Origin of the sequence: Thermosynechococcus sp. PKX95, assembly GCF_031583295.1 — a bacterium.
GTDB lineage: Bacteria > Cyanobacteriota > Cyanobacteriia > Thermosynechococcales > Thermosynechococcaceae > Thermosynechococcus.
In genome coordinates this window covers 1,365,288-1,383,635 of sequence record NZ_CP134171.1, presented here as the reverse complement: position 1 = coordinate 1,383,635, position 18,348 = coordinate 1,365,288, and the positions used below count along the sequence as shown (strand labels likewise).

The window sequence follows — 18,348 nt, the reverse complement described above, 5'->3', positions numbered from 1 at the left end:
CAACTATCGAAAATCTAGGAATTATTTTTCAGCCACCGTTAGGCATCAATGGTGAGCGGTCAAATCGAGGCCAATCACTTGGGTATGTTGACCCCGCGCTTGGGTGACGCCAATCGTGCGCTGAGCCGCTTCAATCATTGGTCGCCGCAGACTGACAACAATAAACTGTGCCTCTTGGCTCTGCTGCTGAATCATTTTGGCAAGGCGCTCAACATTGGCACCATCGAGAAACATATCCACCTCATCAAAGGCATAGAAGGGGGAAGGGCGATAGCGTTGTAGGGCAAAGATAAAACTGAGGGCCGTGAGGGATTTTTCTCCCCCCGACATTGAGGCCAAGCGTTGTACGGGTTTCCCCTTGGGATGTGCCACCAGATTCAGACCCCCGGCAAAGGGATCCTCAGGACTTTCCAGTTGCAGATAGCCATCACCCTCGGAGAGGGTGGCAAAAATGGTTTGGAAGTTGGCATTGACGGCATCAAAAGCTTCACGGAAGGACTGCTGACGCAGGGTGGTGAAGTTCTCAATCCGCAGTAGGATCTCCGTGCGCTCCGCTTCTAGAACGGCGAGCTTCTCCTGTAGCTCATTAAGCCGCCCTTGTGTTTCCTCAAATTCCTGAATCGCCAACATATTGACGGGTTCCATGGCACGCAGCTGTTTTTCGAGGGCTTGGCACTGCTGTTGAATGTCGCTGAGGGAGAGATTGGCGGGCACTTCCGGCCATGGCTGGGGTAAAGGGGGTGCCTCGATGGTGCTGAATTCCTGAAGTTGGGCTTGCAGCGTGGTGAGGGTGTCGCTGGCTTTTTGGTATTGCCATTCCAGTTGTTGGTAGTCCTTTTGCTGCTGTCGTAGTTGGTAGTCTTGGCGATCGCGATCGCCCTTGAGGTGGCCAAGGCGGGCGTCCAATTCCCTCAAGGCAGTTTGCGTGCTTTGAGTTTGCGTCGCTAAGTCCCCAAGCATCTGATCGAGGGCTTGCTGCTGACAAAGCGTCTCCTGTTGGGCTTGGTGCAGTCGCTGAATTTCCTGTTCTGTTTGTTTTAGGTCTCGTGCTAGTTGCTCGAGTTGACGGTGGCGATCGCCCAAGGCTTGATCCACCGCTTGCAGGGCGGCCACATGGTCGGCGTGAATTTTTTCCTGTGCCTGAAGCTGTTCCTGAAGCTGCTGCCACTGCTGATGGCTGGGATTGGCTTCAAGGGCATTGAGGGCAAGGCGTTCGGCGGCGAGTTCTGCTTCGAGTTCAGGAAGACGAGCCTCTAGGTGCGCGAGTTCAGTCTCTGCGGCGGTTAACTCTTGGCTAAGGTGCTGCTGTTGGCGCGCTAAGTCTGCTTGCTGGCGGTTGAGGTGCTGCTGTTGCTGCTGAAGTTGCTCCCATTGCCGCTGGCGATCGCGATGGCTTTGGCGGGCGTCACTCAGGGCTTGGCTCAGCTCATTCACTCTCCCCTGTTTTTGCGTGCGCTCTTGAATGAGGCGATCTAACAGGCGTTCCAGTTCCCCAAGGCGATCGCGCACCTGTTGGACTTCTGCCGATTCTTGGGGGGTGGCCCCCTGACCAAAACGGAGGGTATTTGTGCGACTATAGCTACCCCCGGTCATTGCCCCTGAGGGTTCTAGCAAGTCTCCCTCTAGGGTGACCATCCGATATTGCCCTAGGTAGGGTCGCGCCGCCTCAAGGCTCTCAAAGACCAGGGTACTGCCAAACACGTAGGCAAAAATGGGGGCATATTGCGGCTCAAAGGTCACAAGATTCAAGGCATAGTCAATACAGCCTGCCAAGGAGATAAGGGGTAGGGTCTTGGGACGTGCCATCTTGTTCAGGGGCAAAAATGTCGCTCTACCAGCCCGTTCCCGCTTCAGGATGGCGATCGCTGCTGCCGCCACACTGTCATCCGCCACAACGATATTGCCTAGGCGTGCCCCGGCCGCAATTTCCAAGGCCAGTTGATAGCGGGGTTCCACTTGACCGAGCTGTGCCACCAGCCCAAACACGCCGGGGAGATCAGCACTTAAAATGAGCCGCGCCGCAAAACTCCCTTGGCTTTCCTGAACCGCCTGTTGCTGTGCTTCCAGTTGATCCAGTTCTCGCTGCTTTTGGCGCTGTTCTCGCTCAAGGCGTTGATAGGTTTCTTCTGTTAAGCTCAATTGTTGCTGCGCTGTGGCCAGTTGTTGGGCGAGGTTTTGTAGTTGCTGCTCCTCTTGTTGGACTGCTGCTGCAGCTTTTGTGAGCGCGTCTTGCAATTCCAATTGTTGAGCTTCTAAACTGGTGGCCGCTTGGTGCAATTCCCCCTGCCGTTGCCGCAATTGTTGCGATCGCTCCTGAAGGCGAGAGAGTTCACTGCGACTCGGTTCCAGTTCGTGGATCAGGGCATCAATCCGCTGCCGTCGCCGACTGTGCTCCTGAAACCAAGCTTGGGCTGCCGTATTCAACTCCTGAGCTTGCTGCCGTAGGGCGTCGAGGGTGGCTTGGCTGGTGGCAACCGCTGTCACTAAGGGGGGGCGATCGCCCTGTTGCTGTTCTAACTCTTGAGTAAGTTGCTGTTGCTGCAACCGTTGACTGTGGTACTGGGCTTGCCGTTGCTGGAGTTGTTCTGCCAACTGTGCCTGCTGCTGTTGGTAGGCTGTTTGCTGGCGTTGACACTGCCGCTGTTGGGCGTGGAGATCCGCCAACGCTGCTTGCAGGCGGAGGTACGTTTCTTCGCCGAGGGCTTTCACCTGTTGATTGAGTTGTTCTAGCGTAACCGTTGCCGCTGCCATCTCCCGTGCCTTTTGTTGCAGTTGCTCTTGGCGTTGGGCTTGTTCTTTTTGTAGCGTCTGAATCTGTGTTTGTAGTTGCACCTTTTGCGCTTCCTGGGCTTGCCATTGGCGCACCAACAGCCATTGCTCTCGCTCTTGCAGTTCTAGCCGTAGGGCTTGATATTTTTCCGCTTGCAGGCGATCCCGTTGCAGGCGATCGCGCTGTTGAATCAATTCCTGCTCAACAATGCGAAAGCGTTCTTCGCGCTCCTTGACTGTATCTAATTTTTCGCGAGCTTGGGCAATCTTGCGGTCAAAATCCGCCACCCCCGCCAATTCGTCAATAATTTCCCGCCGTGCCTTGGCATTCATAGAAATGATACTGGTGACGTCCCCCTGCAAGACCACGTTATACCCTTGGGGATAAATACAAAATGCCTGCAACTGGTCGTGCAGTTCATTCAGCGTGCAGGGTTGATCATTCACCGCGTAGGTCGAGGTATAGGTGCCCTGCTTGGTTACCCGCAGTCGCCGCGTCACGCGCCATTCCGTTTCAGCATCTAGTGCAAAGGTCACCGTGACTCGCGTTTCGACCACACTATGGCCACGCCGCGTTTGGCTATGGTTCACCAAATCTGGCAATCGTTCTGCCCGCATCCCCTTAGACCCCGCAAGGCCAAGGGCAAACAGCAACGCATCCAAGAGGTTCGACTTCCCTGAGCCATTGGGGCCTGAAATGACCGTAAACCCCGGCAGCAGCGGAATCACGGTTGTGCCGCCAAAGGACTTAAAATTCGTGAGTTCTAACTGCTTGATATACACAGCCAAGGAGCGTGCCTAACCGTTTCATTATGCCCAAAGATGCTTCCCTTGTTTGCCACGGAAAATCAAGCTAAAATCAAATAACTCATAGTCGTTTCGAGTTTGTTTTAGCCATGACACCGCCACGGATTGAAAACGTTGTCATTATTGGTTCTGGCCCTGCGGGCTACACAGCAGCCATCTATGCCGCTCGCGCCAACCTCAAGCCCTTTATGTTTGAAGGCTATCAAATTGGGGGGCTGCCGGGGGGACAACTCATGACCACCACCGAAGTGGAAAACTTTCCCGGCTTTCCGGAAGGCATTCAAGGGCCGCAACTGATGGCACGGATGAAGGCGCAAGCAGAGCGCTGGGGCACAGAAATGGTCACTGAAGATGTGATTCAGGTGGATTTTAGTCAACGCCCCTTTCTCATTAGCTCAGCAGAGCGGCAGGTCTATGCCCACAGCGTCATTATCTGTACGGGTGCCACGGCCAAACGACTCCATCTCCCCGGCGAAGAGCAGTATTGGACTAAGGGGGTCTCCGCCTGTGCCATTTGTGATGGGGCAACGCCGATTTTCAAGGATGTCGAGTTGGCGGTGATTGGCGGCGGTGATAGTGCAGCGGAGGAAGCAGTCTATCTCACTAAATATGGCTCCCACGTCCATCTTCTTGTGCGTAGTGACAAAATGCGCGCTAGTAAGGCGATGCAGGATCGCGTGTTTGCCAATCCTAAAATTACGGTTCACTGGCAAACTGAAGCACGGGAAATCCTTGGCGATGGCAATTTAATGACGGGTCTGCGGATTATCAATAAAGCCACAGGGGAAGAATCCGTCCTGCCGGTGCGCGGCCTATTCTACGCCATTGGTCATACCCCCAACACCCAACTCTTCAAAGATTTTCTGGAATTGGATAGTGTGGGCTATATCGTCACCCACCACGGGACACAAACGAATGTGGCAGGGGTCTTTGCCGCAGGGGATGTTCAAGACCATGAATACCGCCAAGCAGTAACAGCGGCAGGCAGTGGCTGTATGGCCGCCCTTGATGCCGAACGCTGGCTCTCGGCGCGGGGGCTAATTCAGGAGTTCCACCAAACGGAAACCGAGACCAAACCCGCAGAAACGGCGAAGCCTACGACATCTCCAGAACAGGCGTTTGATCCCAATGCCATTAAGCATCGGGGTAGCTATGCCTTGCGCAAGCTTTTCCACGAGAGCGATCGCCTGCTGCTGGTGAAATATGTCTCGCCCACCTGTGGCCCGTGCCACACCCTCAAGCCGATTTTGGATCGCCTAGTCGAGGAGTTCGATGGCAGGGTGCAGCTGATTGAAATTGACATTACTGAAGATAGCGCGATCGCCGAGCAAGCAGGGGTTACCAGTACACCCACGATTCAACTCTTCAAAAACAAAGAACTCCTAGAAGTGATCGTGGGGATGAAACCCAAGAGTCAGTACCGCGAGACCATCCAACGCTACCTTGCTTAGGCTCTAGCTAGTCAGGGGCATGATCAGCGGGATCGGACTGCTGACCGTTGCAGGTCTGGCGGCGGGCTTTGTCAATGCCATTGCCGGTGGGGGAACACTGATTAGTTTCCCGGCCTTGGTGGCGATCGGCTTGCCGCCAGTGGTTGCCAATCTCACCAGCACGGTGGCTTTGGTACCCGGTTATTTGGGGGCGACAGTGGCGCAACGGCAGGATCTGAAGGGTCAGCAACGGCGCCTTGGTTGGCTCTTTCCCAGTGCGGTGGCCGGGGGCATCACAGGGGCAATGTTACTGTTGCACACCAACGAGGCACTCTTTAATGCCTTGATTCCCTATTTGCTGCTTTTGGCCGCCGTCCTCTTGGGGATTCAGGAGCAGGTGCGGGCTTGGTTACTGCGGCGAATCAGTGCGCCAGCCGTATCTGAAGTGGGAGCTATTCCCCTTGTGTTTTTAGCGGCGGTCTATGGCGGCTATTTTGGCGCGGGGGTGAGTGTGATTCTACTCGCCGTGCTGGGCATTGTTCTCGGGGAAAGCTTGACGCGCCTCAATGGCTTGAAGCACATTTTGGCCTTTGGAATCAATGTTGCCGCTGCCGCATTTTTTGTTGTATCGGGGGAGGTGGTGTGGCCCGTTGCCTTGGGGATGGCGATCGCTGCCATTGTTGGCGGACTTTTGGGGGGTAAATTTGCCCGTGCGGTTAACCCGCTGCTGTTACGCCGTACAGTGGTTCTTTTGGCCGTCGTACTGGCACTCATTTACTGGCAGCGACAGCGATAAATGCCCCCACTCGCGATGGCAACTTCCATGAGATTTGCCCAACAAAGCCCGTGACGAGGATTGAACTCGTGACCTCACCCTTACCAAGGGTGTGCTCTACCACTGAGCTACACGGGCAAAAATTCCCAGAGCTTTATCATAGCCCATTGGGGGAGCAATTGCACAGCGGGGCGGTGGGTTTTTCTTAAAAATTACGACGGGAGAAAATCCAAGTGGCGATCGCCAGCAGTGCTACCGTATAAATCACGCCATAGAAGGCATTGGCCACGAGTTCTGGTACAGAGGGCAGCATGCCATAGACCGCTGTATTCTTAAAATCCAAGCGGGATAAATCGGGAAAGATCAGATAGAGAAACTGCATCAGTTGCCGTACGGCATCACTCTCCATCTTTTGGCTGAGGATCACCAAGTTTTGACTAAAGTGCCCCATAAAGTACAGTGCCACCGTTAACAGCGTGGCAATCAGGGAACTGGTGAAACTGCCAAAGAGCAAAGCGGCTGCCGTCAAGAGGGCGAGTTGCAGCGCAATGTAGAAAGAGGTCACCATCAAAGGTCCTGCGGGATAGGCAAACTGATTCAAGCTCATCAGAATAAACAGAATCAGCGTCATCAGTGCTACCAGTACCAGCAGAACCGCCGATAGACCCAAATGTTTGCCAATAATAAATTCCGCGCGACTGATGGGTTTCGCCAACATCACTAAGATCGTGCGCTTTTCTATCTCTTTATTGAGCAGACCACCCCCGACAAAGGCAGCAATCAGCAAGCCAAAGAGGGAAATTCCTGCCATCCCCACATCAAGGCTAATTTTGTCTTGGGTGCCTGCTGACACCTGTCCCAAAATCACAACCGCCAAGGCGAGGCCAATGGCAAAAACAGCAGTGACGTAAAGAACCCGCTCCCGCAGGGTTTCATTGAAAACATTACGGCTAATTGTCCAGAGGCGACTCACCGTTAACGGCAACATGTCTGGTACCCCTTGAATTTACTCTCCTCTCAAAGAATACCCAATTTTGCTTTTTCGATAGCCTCGGCGTTCATAGGGAGAGCCGCTTGCCGTTTCACGGAGCAGTGGTATCTACGGCGGGGGCAGAGAGGTCAACGTCTTCATAAAACTGTTCAATAGGCACTTTGAGGTCAATGCTCCTCAACTCAACGCGATCGCCCGCGCGGTAGCAGCGCAGCAACCAATCCCCCACTTCATTTTTCTGGTAAATGTCGATCGCCATTTCCTCTGAGCTAGCGAGCACATAATCCACGAGGTTGGGGTTACGACGGTAGAGATCAAACTTTTTGCCGCGATCGTAGGCTTCGGTGGCGGGTGAGAGCACTTCCACAATGAGACAGGGATAAGTGATGAAAAAGGGACTCTGGCGATCGCGATCGTCACAGGTGACACTCAGATCGGGATAGGTAAAATTCGATGTCTCAAAAATATTCACGCGACAATCAGAAGTATAGGTTTTGCAGCCTTTACCCCGTAAGTGGGATTTAATAATTAACAAAAAGTTACCAGCAATATCGCTGTGGTTTCTTGTACCACCCGCCATCGCATACACGTAACCATCAATCAACTCATGTCTTTCTAACTGCTGCTCTTCCCACGCGAAGTATTCTTCTGGTGTGAAATAGCGATCGCCCGTCTCCTTGGCAGTCACCATTCTCTGTATTTCTCGTGAAAACCTCACTTCTTTAGGATAGCTCGCCCTTTCCCTGACATCCCAAAGCCAACGTGCCACAATAGGCGGTGGGGACGCAGTTAGGAGATTGAACGTAGTTCTTTTTGGAGAGGGTGCGACGTGTCCCTAAGTTCAAGTGTTGATTCTCACGCCCCTGAGGTAGCCATCCTGCGGGTGAGCGGCTTGCGTTGTGCTGGCTGCGTGCGATCGCTGGAAAATCAGTTAAAAGAGCAGCCGGGCGTAGATGCTGCGGCAGTCAATCTGGTCACGGGAACCGCCGTTGTCACCTATTCCCCCGCTGAGACGACCCCCAGCGCCATTGTCGAGAGCCTAAACCAAGGTCGCTTTCAAGCCACCCTCGCAGAAGCCAATGCCCTTTTGGAACTGCCCACGGCCTCTGAGGAAACCTCTTTGCCAAGGTTGGCGATCGCCCTTGTGCTCCTTGTTCTCTCCAGTGTCGGCCACGGGATTGATCTGCTGCCGGGGCACTGGCCCATGTTAGAGGCAATGATCTGGCATTGGGGGCTAGCAACCATTGCCCTTGTCCTACCGGGGTGGGAAATTCTGCGGGAAGGAATGATGGGCCTGTTCCAACGTCGCCCGAATATGAATACGCTGGTGGCTCTTGGCGCCTTGGGGGCTTACCTCACGAGTACGGTGGCGTGGCTCTGGCCGGCCTTGGGCTGGGCGTGTTTCTTTGATGAACCGGTGATGATCCTTGGCTTTATTTTGCTGGGGCGATCGCTGGAGCAACGGGTACGTCAACAGGCACAACGGGACTTGCGATCCCTCCTTGCGCTTCAGCCACAACAGGCGCTATGGCAACCCAGTTTGACCGCTAGCGATCGCTGGCCCATTCCCGTCAGTCGTATCCAAGTCGGGGACTGGCTGTGGGTAGATGCTGGAGAACCCTTTCCTGCCGATGGCACGATTGTGACCGGGGAAACCCTGGTGGATGAATCCATGCTCACAGGGGAATCTCTACCGGTGGCCAAGGGGGTGGGGGCATCCGTTCTGGCGGGCAGTCGCAATGTTGGTGCTGCCGTTACCCTACGGGTGGAACGCTGTGGTCGTGCCTCATTTTTGGGGCAGATTCTAGACCTCGTGGTGCAGGCACAAAATCGCAAAGCACCGGTGCAGCAAATGGCGGATGGGGTGGCCGGCTATTTTGGCTATGGGGTGCTAGCCTTGGCGGCAGCAACGGCTCTCTTTTGGAGCGCGATCGCCCCCCATTTCTTCCCAGAAATGACCAATAGCACACCCCTATTGCCCTTAAAGCTAGCCTTGAGTGTTCTGGTGATTGCCTGTCCCTGTGCCCTTGGCCTTGCCACCCCGATCGCGCTGCTTGTGGGCACCAGTCACGCCGCTGCCAAAGGCTTAATTATTCGAGGTGGTGATGTTCTTGAGCGCAGTCAGACGTTGGACACAATTGTGTTTGATAAGACGGGCACACTGACGACCGGTGAACTGGCAGTGGCCGAGATCAAGCTCTATGGCGATCACTCCTCTCAAGAGGTGCTGTATCTGCTAGCCAGTTTAGAGCGCGAGAGTCGCCATCCCCTTGCAGTGGCGATTCAGAAGGCGTGGGTTGCGACCGGCCAGACAACAGAGCTAGCAACGGTGACAGAGGTGGAAACTGCCCTCGGACTGGGGATCAGCGGTTGGATTGAGGGGCATTACTATCAGGCGGGTCGCCTCAGTTGGCTGCGTGATCAGGGGGTTGACTGCCCTTCCCTAGAAGTGGAAACCCATGTGGCCTTGGCCTGCGATCGCCAGTTGATTGCCGTTGTGACCTTTCGCGATCGCCTGCGCCCAGAGGCAGTGAGCACCGTTCAAGCCCTGCAAGCCCAAGGCTATGCGATCCATGTGCTGACGGGAGACACGGCCAAAGCCGCACAGCAACTCCTAGAACCACTAGGCTTACCCACAACCCATCTTCACACAGACCTCCAACCGCAACAAAAGCTGGCTCTTATTGAAGGTTGGCAAGCCCAAGGCAAAACCGTGGCCATGGTCGGGGATGGCATGAATGATGCGCCAGCTCTAACGGCAGCTCAGGTGGGGATTAGCCTTGGTACGGGTACAGAGGTGGCCATTGAAGCAGCGGATATTATCCTCACCCGCAATCATCTAGAGGATGTGCTCGCTGTGCTAAGCCTTAGCCGCACCACCTTCCGCAAAATTCAGCAGAATCTTCTTTGGGCAGTGGCCTACAATATCGTCGGTTTACCCCTTGCAGCCGGTGTTGGATTACCCCTATGGGGTCTTAGTCTCACCCCCGGAATTGCTGCCGCTTGTATGGCTGTGAGTTCGATTGCCGTTGTCCTGAATTCCCTAAGCCTCAGTCGAGCAAACTAGCTCGCGAATCTGTTGGGCATTGGCGCGGGTCAGCCGTTTCTTGTGGGGCAGGACAACCACCGCGGGTCCCCGTTTGCATTCCCCCATACAGCCCGTCGCCTTCAGGGCAATGGGGAGCTGTTGTGCCTCTAGTTCTTGCCAGAGTTCCTTGGCACCCCGCCGACAGCAGGAGGATTTTTGACAAATGAGCACCTTACAGGGCTGAGAACGCTTTGCCGCTGCGGGTTGAGCCGTTGCTAAAAATTCTAAATGACTGGCCTTGTATTGCTTGACCCAGCCATCGTACTTATCGCTGATCATTCCCTCTAACCGCAGGCGATCGCCCACCTTGGGGGGTTGCGCTAACTCACGGCGCAGAGACTTTTCTAGCTTAACCCAGACCGTTCCTGTGGCGGTTTTTAGAATCACGACTTTGGGTCGCCCCTTCTTATAAAAGACCGCTTCGACAGTGCCCTCAAGGGAAAATGTCGGCAAATCAATAACACCCAGACCCATGAACGTCAAACCTTGTTAGAAATTTTTCTCAACAAATTGAGTCTAGCATACAAGGGACGGTCTTGGGGGCATCCCAGATCGTTGTGAGATTCACCTGTGGAAAAATAATCTTAGCTGGAGAGAATCCGCTCCCACTCTGCCAGTAGGTTATCAATACTAGCGTCCGTCGGGTTACTCTCAAGGTGGGTGCCCACTTCCTCAACGCTATTGGGAAAGAGTTCTTCGAGAGTGGGTTGAACGGTGGGGGGTTCCTCTGAAGCGAGATCGGGCATTAAGTAAATTTGGCGAATATCCGGCGGCAGATACTCCGCGATGCGTACTAGCCCCTCTTCTAAATGCTGGTTGAGTTCCTCAAGGCTGTAGGTTTCCCCTTGAACTTCTAAATAGGCGCGCACGCGCTCAAGGTTCCAGTGAAAGGTTTGGGTGGTCACTAGCACGAGGCGGCTCAGGGGACTCAAGTAGGCAAGGCTGGCTTCTAAGTAGCACCAAAGGGGCGGTGGCGCATCCTGCAGGACATAGGTAATGTGCTCAATGCCGGGGAGTTCCTCTTGAATCAGGGTAGCAGTGCGGTTGACAATCCAATTGCGCAGGGAGCGAGCTTCCTCATCGCCAATTTTCACCCCTTCAGGAGTAAATTCCAAACGGTCAAGGCTAAAAAATAGCCCATGCCACACCTTGGCAAAGAGATAGTCCACTTGTACGGGCGATCGCCCGTGGTGTTGCAGCACACTATAGACAAGGGCGGCATAGCGACAATACAGAGCAACAAAGTAGCAGCCGCGATCGCGCTCCTCCTGAAAGGCTTTGATCAGTGCTTCATCAGACCAAGTGAGTAGCGGCTGAATTAAAGGATGTTGCCGCTCCGCCATCATCGGAAAGGAAAGTGCCTTGACCATCTCACTGCCACTGAACTAGACGAACTGTCCTACGCCTTGGCCAATTGGCCTATGCAGAATTCATTCTTTCTTCAGCCTTGGGTGCGATCGCGAAACAGGGGAAGGTAATCGCGGCTCTCTGTCCCCAGCCAGCGATCCCAAAAGGTGAAATAGAGGCCATAGTTACAGCGAAACTGACTATGGTGCAAACTGTGGTGGGTGGCGCCAATCAACCACTGTCCCAACCAATGCTCGGCAAAGCCACAGGGATAAATCTCTAAATTCAGGTGGTTGATCACACTGGAGACCGTCATCAGGCTGAGCTGAATCACGATCGCGTAGGGGTGCAGCGGCACAAGCACAATAATCAGCGGCAGGAAAATGGCCTGTAGGAGCGCTTCCCACGGGTGAAAGGAAAAGGCCGTCCAGGGCGAGGCCACAATGCTATGGTGATGCACCCGATGGACACGGCGATAAATTTTCGGTTGGTGCATCCAGCGATGGAGCCAATAGTAATAGGTCTCGTGGAGCAGCAGCACAAGGCCAATACTCAAGGGAAAGTAAATGTAGTCCCAAAGGGAATTTAACTCTAGATAAACCGCTGTCCAGCCCCGCTGCCACATCACTGCGGCGATCGCCCCCGCCAACGCAAAAATAGCCGCTGTCACCAACGACCAGCCAAACTCCTGCCAAAACTGTCCCCGCTGGTAGGGGCGCAAATTGACCCGCCGTTTCCTCAGGGGCGTCCAGCGAGCCACCACATATACAAGCGAAAAAAAGCCGGCCACCAGAACGAGGCGGCTGACCACCATCAAAAACATGACCCCAACCATAATGCCAAAGAGGCGGGGGTCACTGAGGTTGTAGGGAATCATGCAAAAAAGTGCTAAATGCGTCCCCTAGACCCAGCCCAACCAGTGGAGCAAGCCCTCTCCTGTCCAATATTCCCATAACAAAAGAGCCACAAGACCAACCATAGCAGCACGACCATTGATCCGCTCAGCAAAAGTATTAAAGCCGTACTTGGGGGTTTCCAGTTTTGGGGTGCGGCTTGGCTCCGTGGGAGTGGCCATGGATTACTCCTGTTCGTCTTCGTTTTCTTCTTCAGCTTCAGGGAAGTAGAAGCCTTGGGCGCGCTCGGTCAAAATAGACTTGCCAATGGAAAGGGCACGTTGCGCTTGAAGGGCAGCTTGGCGCTTCCAGACCGCACGACGCATACTGCGCTTGGACTTCGAGGTTTTCTTCTTGGGGCAGGCCATGATGATCCCTAGGACTAACTTTCGCAATCTACTAGTGTATCCCAAACGCTTCCCTAGGGCAACCACCGCTCCCCCCTATGGAGGGCAATGTTCCTCTTTTTGACCAAAAAACTATCACAGAGGGACACCACCCTTGTAATATCAGTAAGGGAATACTGAACCACCCCATCAGGGGATGTCCACTTCTACGAGCAAAGGGAATCGTCAGCTATGAGCAGTAAGCCAGACCGTGTGGTTCTCATCGGCGTTGCTGGAGACTCCGGCTGTGGTAAATCAACGTTTTTGCGCCGACTGGCCGATCTGTTTGGCGAAGAGTTTATGACTGTGATTTGCTTGGATGACTATCACAGTCTGGATCGCAAGCAGCGGAAAGAAACGGGGATTACGGCTCTTGATCCCCGTGCCAACAACTTTGATCTGATGTATGAGCAGATCAAGGCTCTCAAAAATGGCGAATCAATCATGAAACCCATCTACAACCACGAAACGGGGACGATTGACCCGCCAGAGAGGGTTGATCCTAACCACGTGATTGTGATTGAAGGGCTGCATCCCCTTTACGATGAACGGGTGCGATCGCTGATTGACTTTAGTGTCTATCTCGACATCAGCGACGATGTAAAAATTGCTTGGAAGATCAAGCGCGACATGGCCGAGCGGGGTCACAGCTACGAAGACGTGATTGCCTCCATCAATGCCCGTCGACCCGACTTCATGGCCTATATCGATCCCCAAAAGCAGTACGCTGACGTGGTCTTGCAAATTCTGCCGACCCAGTTGGTCAAAGAGGAAAAAGTCGGCAATATCCTGCGGGTACGGATGCTGCAACGGGAAGGCATCCCCGGCTTTGAGCCAGTCTATCTTTTTGATGAAGGCTCCACGATTACTTGGATTCCCTGCGGTCGTAAGCTCACCTGCTCTTATCCGGGCATCCGCCTCAGCTACGGGCCTGATGAATACTATGGTCACCCCGTTTCGGTGTTAGAAGTGGACGGTCGCTTTGAAAAACTCGATGAACTGATCTACATCGAAAGCCACCTGAGCAACACCTCCACCAAGCACTATGGTGAAATGACGGAACTGCTGCTGAAGCACCGTGACTATCCGGGTTCCGATAATGGTTCGGGTCTGTTCCAAGTGCTGACGGGGCTGAAAATGCGGGCGACCTATGAGCGCTTGACCTCGCGGGATGTGGCCACTGTCACCAACCGCTAATTTGGCCTGCCACATTGAGGGCACTGATGCAACCGCACCATCGATCGCTATGGTCATCGTTTTTGGTCTTTATCCTCTGCTGGTTGGTTCTCACCTGTGGCCAGCCAGCCTTCGCTGCCGATAGCGATGACCTGATCTTTGTCCCCCGCCAAGCCCAGAGTGTCCTCAAGCTCAATCAACGTCCCAGTAGCGATCCGCTGCGTTTTTTGTGGGAGCGTTTTGGGGTATCCCAACTGGCTCATTGGGGTTGGTCGTGGTCTGAGGTTAGTACTTGGGTGGGAGAAGGGGTGACGGTTGCCCAGTTCCCCTGTTCTGAAGTGTGTCCATCCCCGCGGCAGTTGTGGGTTCTGCCCCTGAAGCGGCCAGATGCAGCAACGGCTTTCTTAGAGACCTACTGGCAAAGCCATCCTTTTGAGGCGCAAGTCTATCAAAATATCCCCCTCCAAGTGGGTAAGGACTTGGTGACGGCACGACTGGGCGATCGCCTGCTCCTCGCTGCCGATGTGGAGACCATGATCGCTAGCTTGGGGTCAGCGGTGACTGGGGATGGCAATCTGGCGGGTTTGAGCTTTTATCAAGCGGCGCGATCTCAATTAGACGCTCAACCTACGGCCCTCTACTATGCCAACCTGCAATCCCTAAGTCGTGAGGATCGTGAACTGGCACCCACCTACGATCGCCTGCTGTTGGCCGTGAAGGCGCAAAACAACGAGCTGCATCTGGAAACGCTGCTGCACCGCACCAGTGATCCGACACTAGCTGCTGATCCCCTTGACCTTGAGTTCCGCCGTGCCCAAGAACCGCTGCCGACGGTGGTGGTTGCGGGTTCCCACTTGCCAGAGGGCTATAGCCAACTCACCAAGGCTTTGGCAGACTACCGCTTTGGCAGAACGCCCCAAGGGGATGAGATTGCCAGCCAACTGCTGCGGGATTTGACAGGAGAGATACCCTTGGACGTGACGAGGCAAATTTTTCCCTTGGCCAGCGATCGCTTTAGCCTTGCCCTTTGGCACCAAGGCGATGAACAGTGGCAATGGTGGTGGCAGACGCGCAATACCCCAGAGGCGGCAACTGTGCTGCAACAATTGGATGATCTTGCCCGCGCCAATGGCTATGAGGTGAATCGCTTGGTCTTGAATAAAGAACCCGTCACTGCTTGGGTGAAATTAATTCTTGACCCGCAGACCAGTGAAGGCTTGGTCTCTGATGTGGCCGCGGCCTATGAGCAACGGGGCGATCGCCTGATCTTGGCCTCCTCCCTATCGGTACTGTTCCCTAGCCAGCATAAAAAGGTGTCTTGGCTGCCGGAGAACCTCCTGCGACAGCGGCAAGGGATTCGTGGGTTGGTCTATGCCCGTTGGCCAGAGCTATTTGCTCCCTTGAGCCAGCGTTGGCCGCTACTTCAGTATCTCAATGGCATCAGTGCCGGCTGGCTGGAACGTCTGCAAAGCATGACTTTGGTGAATTATGGCGTGCGCGATCGCTTGCAACACCTAGAACTGATTCTCAGCAGCAAAAAAGATTAGAACTGTTAACAAATCCTTAATACGCCTGTTATCAATTGTTGTACTGCCCTGGCTCAGGATTGGGTAAAGTAGGGAGTATTATGTTTGCAGACTGGGGTAAATATGACATCAGTCCTCGATGCGACCAATCGCGATCGCTTGATTGAAAGTGAAAGTTTAGCAGCCCGCACCCTACAGGCACGTTTGCGACTGGTGGAAGAGGTCTTGGTAGATGTCTTGGCGGCAGAATCCGGTCAAGAATTGGTTGATCTATTGCGGCGCTTGGGTGCTCTCTCTTCGCCAGAAGGCCATGCGCTCCATGCCCCAGAAGGGGAACTGCTGAAGGTCATTGAATCCCTCGAACTTAATCAAGCGATCAGAGCAGCGCGTGCTTTTAACCTCTACTTTCAAATTATCAACATTGTCGAGCAGCACTACGAGCAACAATACAATCGCGAACGAGCTGCCCAAGAGGGACTGTGCCGCCGCAGTGTCATGAGTGAACCGATTTCCGGTGTCAGTGGTGAAGGCTTTCCCTTGCCCCATCATGCTGCCAATGCAACGGATGTGCGCAGTGGACCGAGTGAACGCCTAGAGCATAGTCTCTACGAAGCCATTCCCGCCACTCAGCAGTATGGTTCCTTTGCTTGGCTTTTTCCGCGGCTGCATACACTGAATGTACCGCCGCGCCATATTCAAAAGCTGCTGGATCAACTGGACATTAAGCTGGTCTTCACCGCTCACCCGACAGAGATTGTGCGGCAAACGATTCGTGATAAGCAGCGGCGGGTTGCCCGCTTACTCGAGCAACTGGATGTGCTAGAGGGAGCCTCTCCCCACCTGACGGATTGGGATGCCCAAACCCTGCGGGCACAACTGATGGAGGAAATTCGCCTCTGGTGGCGCACCGATGAGCTGCACCAATTTAAGCCCGAAGTGCTCGACGAGGTGGAATACACCCTGCACTACTTTAAGGAGGTGATTTTTGCTGTTATTCCCAAGCTCTATCGCCGCCTTGGGCAAGCCCTACAGGAAACCTTTCCCCAGCTACAGCCACCCCGCTGCAGCTTCTGTCGCTTTGGCTCTTGGGTGGGGGGCGATCGCGATGGCAATCCCTACGTCAAACCAGAAGTAACGTGGCAAACCGCCTGCTATCAGCGCAACCTAGTTCTTGAGGAATATATTAAGTCCGTTGAGCGGTTGATCAATCTGCTGAGTTTGTCCCTGCACTGGTGTGATGTGCTGCCGGATTTACTGGATTCCCTTGAGCAGGATCAACGGCAACTCCCTAGCGTCTATGACCAGTATGCCGTGCGCTATCGGCAGGAACCCTACCGTCTGAAACTCACCTATGTGCTCAAACGGCTGCAAAATACCCGCGATCGCAACCGAGCGCTGCAAACCTACTGTATTCGCCGCCATGAGGCCGAAGATCTCAACAGCGGTCAATTTTATCGCCATGGTCAAGATTTTTTAGCGGAGCTGCTGCTAATTCAGCGCAACCTCAAGGAAACGGGACTGGCCTGCCGCGAACTGGATGATTTGATTTGCCAAGTCGAGGTTTTTGGCTTTAATTTGGCAGCCTTGGATATTCGCCAAGAAAGCACCTGTCACGCTGAGGCGCTTAATGAAATTACCGCCTATTTGGGCATTCTCCCCTGTCCCTATACGGAATTGTCGGAAACGGAGCGCACTCGCTGGCTCCTCAGTGAACTCTCAACCCGTCGCCCCTTGATTCCGGGGGAACTCCCCTTTAGCGATCGCACCAATGAAATCATTGAAACGTTCCGCATGGTGCGGCAACTTCAGCAAGAGTTTGGCACGGATTTGTGCAATACCTACATCATCAGCATGAGCCACGAGGTCAGCGATCTGTTGGAGGTGCTCCTCTTTGCCAAGGAGGCGGGGCTATTCGACCCAGCCACCGGGACAAGTACCCTTCAGGCCATTCCCTTGTTTGAAACCGTTGAGGATCTCAAGCACGCCCCAGCGGTGTTGACGGAATTATTTTCTCTCCCCTTTTGCCACAGCTATCTAGGCAGTCATAGCACTCCCTTTTTACAGGAAGTGATGCTGGGGTATTCCGACAGCAACAAAGATTCGGGCTTCCTCAGCAGCAACTGGGAAATTTATAAAGCACAGCAACGGCTACAAAAAATTGCTGAAAACTTTGGCTTCCAACTGCGGATTTTCCACGGCCGGGGTGGCTCTGTGGGACGGGGGGGTGGGCCTGCCTACGCAGCCATTTTGGCACAGCCAGAGCAAACGATCAAAGGACGAATCAAGATTACGGAGCAGGGCGAGGTGCTGGCTTCTAAATACTCGTTGCCGGAATTGGCGCTCTTTAACCTCGAAACAGTGGCGACAGCGGTGATCCAAGCGAGTTTGCTGCGCAGTAGTATTGATGAAATTGAGCCTTGGCACGAGATTATGGAGGAGTTGGCCACGCGATCGCGCCAATGCTATCGTCATCTCATCTATGAGCAGCCAGAATTCATTGAGTTCTTTAACGAAGTTACTCCGATTCAAGAAATTAGCCAACTGCAAATTAGCTCCCGACCCACGCGGCGGGGAGGTAAGAAAACCCTTGAGAGTTTGCGGGCAATTCCTTGGGTCTTTAGTTGGACGCAAACCCGTTTCCTACTGCCGGCTTGGTATGGTGTGGGCACTGCCCTGAAGGAATTCCTTGAGGAAAAACCCGCTGAGCATCTCTCCCTGTTGCGCTACTTCTACTACAAATGGCCCTTTTTCCGCATGGTGATCTCCAAAGTTGAGATGACCCTTGCCAAAGTGGATCTAGAGATTGCCCGCTACTATGTCCAAGAACTCAGCCAACCCCAAAACCGTGAAGCCTTTTTCCGCCTCTACGATCAGATTGCTCAGGAACATCGCCTGACCACGGAACTGGTGCTCACGATTACTGGCCATGAGCGGCTGCTCGATGGCGATCCGGCGCTCCAGCGATCGGTGCAACTGCGCAATCGCACCATTGTTCCCTTGGGGTTCCTGCAAGTATCTCTCCTGAAACGGCTACGCCAGCACAACAGCCAAACCACCTCTGGGGCGATTCTCCGCTCCCGCTATGGCCGGGGTGAGTTGCTGCGGGGCGCTCTCTTGACGATCAATGGTGTGGCGGCAGGTATGCGCAATACGGGCTAAA

14 protein-coding genes and 1 tRNA gene are annotated in these 18,348 nt (G+C 54.1%); 6 read left to right on the top strand and 9 right to left on the bottom strand.

Annotated elements, in window-relative coordinates; all coding sequences use genetic code 11:
• Window positions 1-45: 45 nt before the first annotated feature.
• A complete protein-coding gene (gene smc / locus RHH81_RS06645) occupies window positions 46-3,552 on the bottom strand; it encodes a chromosome segregation protein SMC (protein WP_310743545.1) in 3,507 nt (1,168 codons plus the stop codon).
• A gap of 113 nt (window positions 3,553-3,665) precedes the next feature.
• Between smc and trxB the strand changes: the two genes are divergently transcribed.
• Complete coding sequence (gene trxB, locus RHH81_RS06640; RefSeq protein WP_310742793.1) at window positions 3,666-5,027, top strand: thioredoxin-disulfide reductase; 1,362 nt, start codon at window positions 3,666-3,668, stop codon at window positions 5,025-5,027.
• A 19-nt stretch (window positions 5,028-5,046) separates the two neighbouring features.
• Window positions 5,047-5,802 carry a sulfite exporter TauE/SafE family protein gene (locus RHH81_RS06635; RefSeq protein WP_206199493.1) on the top strand — a complete coding sequence of 252 codons (756 nt, stop codon included), beginning with the start codon at window positions 5,047-5,049 and terminating at the stop codon, window positions 5,800-5,802.
• A 45-nt stretch (window positions 5,803-5,847) separates the two neighbouring features.
• On the opposite strand, the gene RHH81_RS06630 is transcribed toward RHH81_RS06635, so the two are convergent.
• The 3 genes from RHH81_RS06630 to RHH81_RS06620 all read right to left on the bottom strand — a co-directional run bounded on the left by RHH81_RS06630 (window position 5,848) and on the right by RHH81_RS06620 (window position 7,463).
• A tRNA-Thr gene (locus RHH81_RS06630) sits at window positions 5,848-5,919 on the bottom strand.
• 67 nt (window positions 5,920-5,986) lie between these two features.
• Window positions 5,987-6,769 (bottom strand): ABC transporter permease, encoded by a 783-nt coding sequence (locus tag RHH81_RS06625; RefSeq protein WP_206199492.1) that lies wholly within the window; start codon window positions 6,767-6,769, stop codon window positions 5,987-5,989.
• Between the two features lie 94 nt (window positions 6,770-6,863).
• Window positions 6,864-7,463: a Uma2 family endonuclease gene (locus RHH81_RS06620; RefSeq protein WP_206199491.1), complete on the bottom strand. Its 600-nt coding sequence runs from the start codon at window positions 7,461-7,463 to the stop codon at window positions 6,864-6,866.
• 138 nt (window positions 7,464-7,601) lie between these two features.
• On the opposite strand from RHH81_RS06620, the gene RHH81_RS06615 reads away from it, so the two are divergent.
• Window positions 7,602-9,839 carry a heavy metal translocating P-type ATPase gene (locus tag RHH81_RS06615; protein ID WP_310742792.1) on the top strand — a complete coding sequence of 746 codons (2,238 nt, stop codon included), beginning with the start codon at window positions 7,602-7,604 and terminating at the stop codon, window positions 9,837-9,839.
• Here the strand turns inward: RHH81_RS06615 and RHH81_RS06610 are convergent.
• The 5 genes from RHH81_RS06610 to RHH81_RS06590 form a co-directional block, all read right to left on the bottom strand.
• Complete coding sequence (locus tag RHH81_RS06610; protein WP_206199490.1) at window positions 9,816-10,334, bottom strand: (2Fe-2S) ferredoxin domain-containing protein; 519 nt, start codon at window positions 10,332-10,334, stop codon at window positions 9,816-9,818. The two genes, RHH81_RS06615 and RHH81_RS06610, sit on opposite strands and share 24 nt — an antisense overlap.
• A 110-nt stretch (window positions 10,335-10,444) precedes the next feature.
• Window positions 10,445-11,230, bottom strand: a complete 786-nt coding sequence (locus RHH81_RS06605) for a hypothetical protein (RefSeq protein ID WP_302676411.1) — start codon at window positions 11,228-11,230, stop codon at window positions 10,445-10,447.
• Between the two features lie 71 nt (window positions 11,231-11,301).
• Window positions 11,302-12,084, bottom strand: coding sequence for a 2,2'-beta-hydroxylase CrtG (gene crtG, locus RHH81_RS06600; protein WP_206199488.1), 783 nt, complete (start codon window positions 12,082-12,084; stop codon window positions 11,302-11,304).
• Between the two features lie 24 nt (window positions 12,085-12,108).
• Window positions 12,109-12,282, bottom strand: a complete 174-nt coding sequence (locus RHH81_RS06595) for a hypothetical protein (RefSeq protein WP_149818048.1) — start codon at window positions 12,280-12,282, stop codon at window positions 12,109-12,111.
• A 3-nt stretch (window positions 12,283-12,285) separates the two neighbouring features.
• On the bottom strand, window positions 12,286-12,468 hold the full coding sequence (locus tag RHH81_RS06590; protein WP_024124949.1) for a 50S ribosomal protein L32: 183 nt from the start codon (window positions 12,466-12,468) through the stop codon (window positions 12,286-12,288).
• Window positions 12,469-12,678: 210 nt separating this feature from the next.
• Between RHH81_RS06590 and RHH81_RS06585 the strand changes: the two genes are divergently transcribed.
• From RHH81_RS06585 to ppc, 3 genes are all read left to right on the top strand, one after another.
• The gene (locus RHH81_RS06585; protein ID WP_149818046.1) at window positions 12,679-13,683 is read left to right on the top strand and encodes a phosphoribulokinase; all 1,005 of its coding nucleotides are present in this window, start codon (window positions 12,679-12,681) and stop codon (window positions 13,681-13,683) included.
• A gap of 26 nt (window positions 13,684-13,709) precedes the next feature.
• Entirely contained in the window at window positions 13,710-15,209 is a 1,500-nt protein-coding gene (locus RHH81_RS06580; protein ID WP_206199487.1) for a DUF3352 domain-containing protein, read from the top strand.
• A 102-nt stretch (window positions 15,210-15,311) separates the two neighbouring features.
• The gene (gene ppc / locus RHH81_RS06575) at window positions 15,312-18,347 is read left to right on the top strand and encodes a phosphoenolpyruvate carboxylase (RefSeq protein ID WP_310742791.1); all 3,036 of its coding nucleotides are present in this window, start codon (window positions 15,312-15,314) and stop codon (window positions 18,345-18,347) included.
• The last annotated feature ends 1 nt before the right edge of the window (window position 18,348 follow it).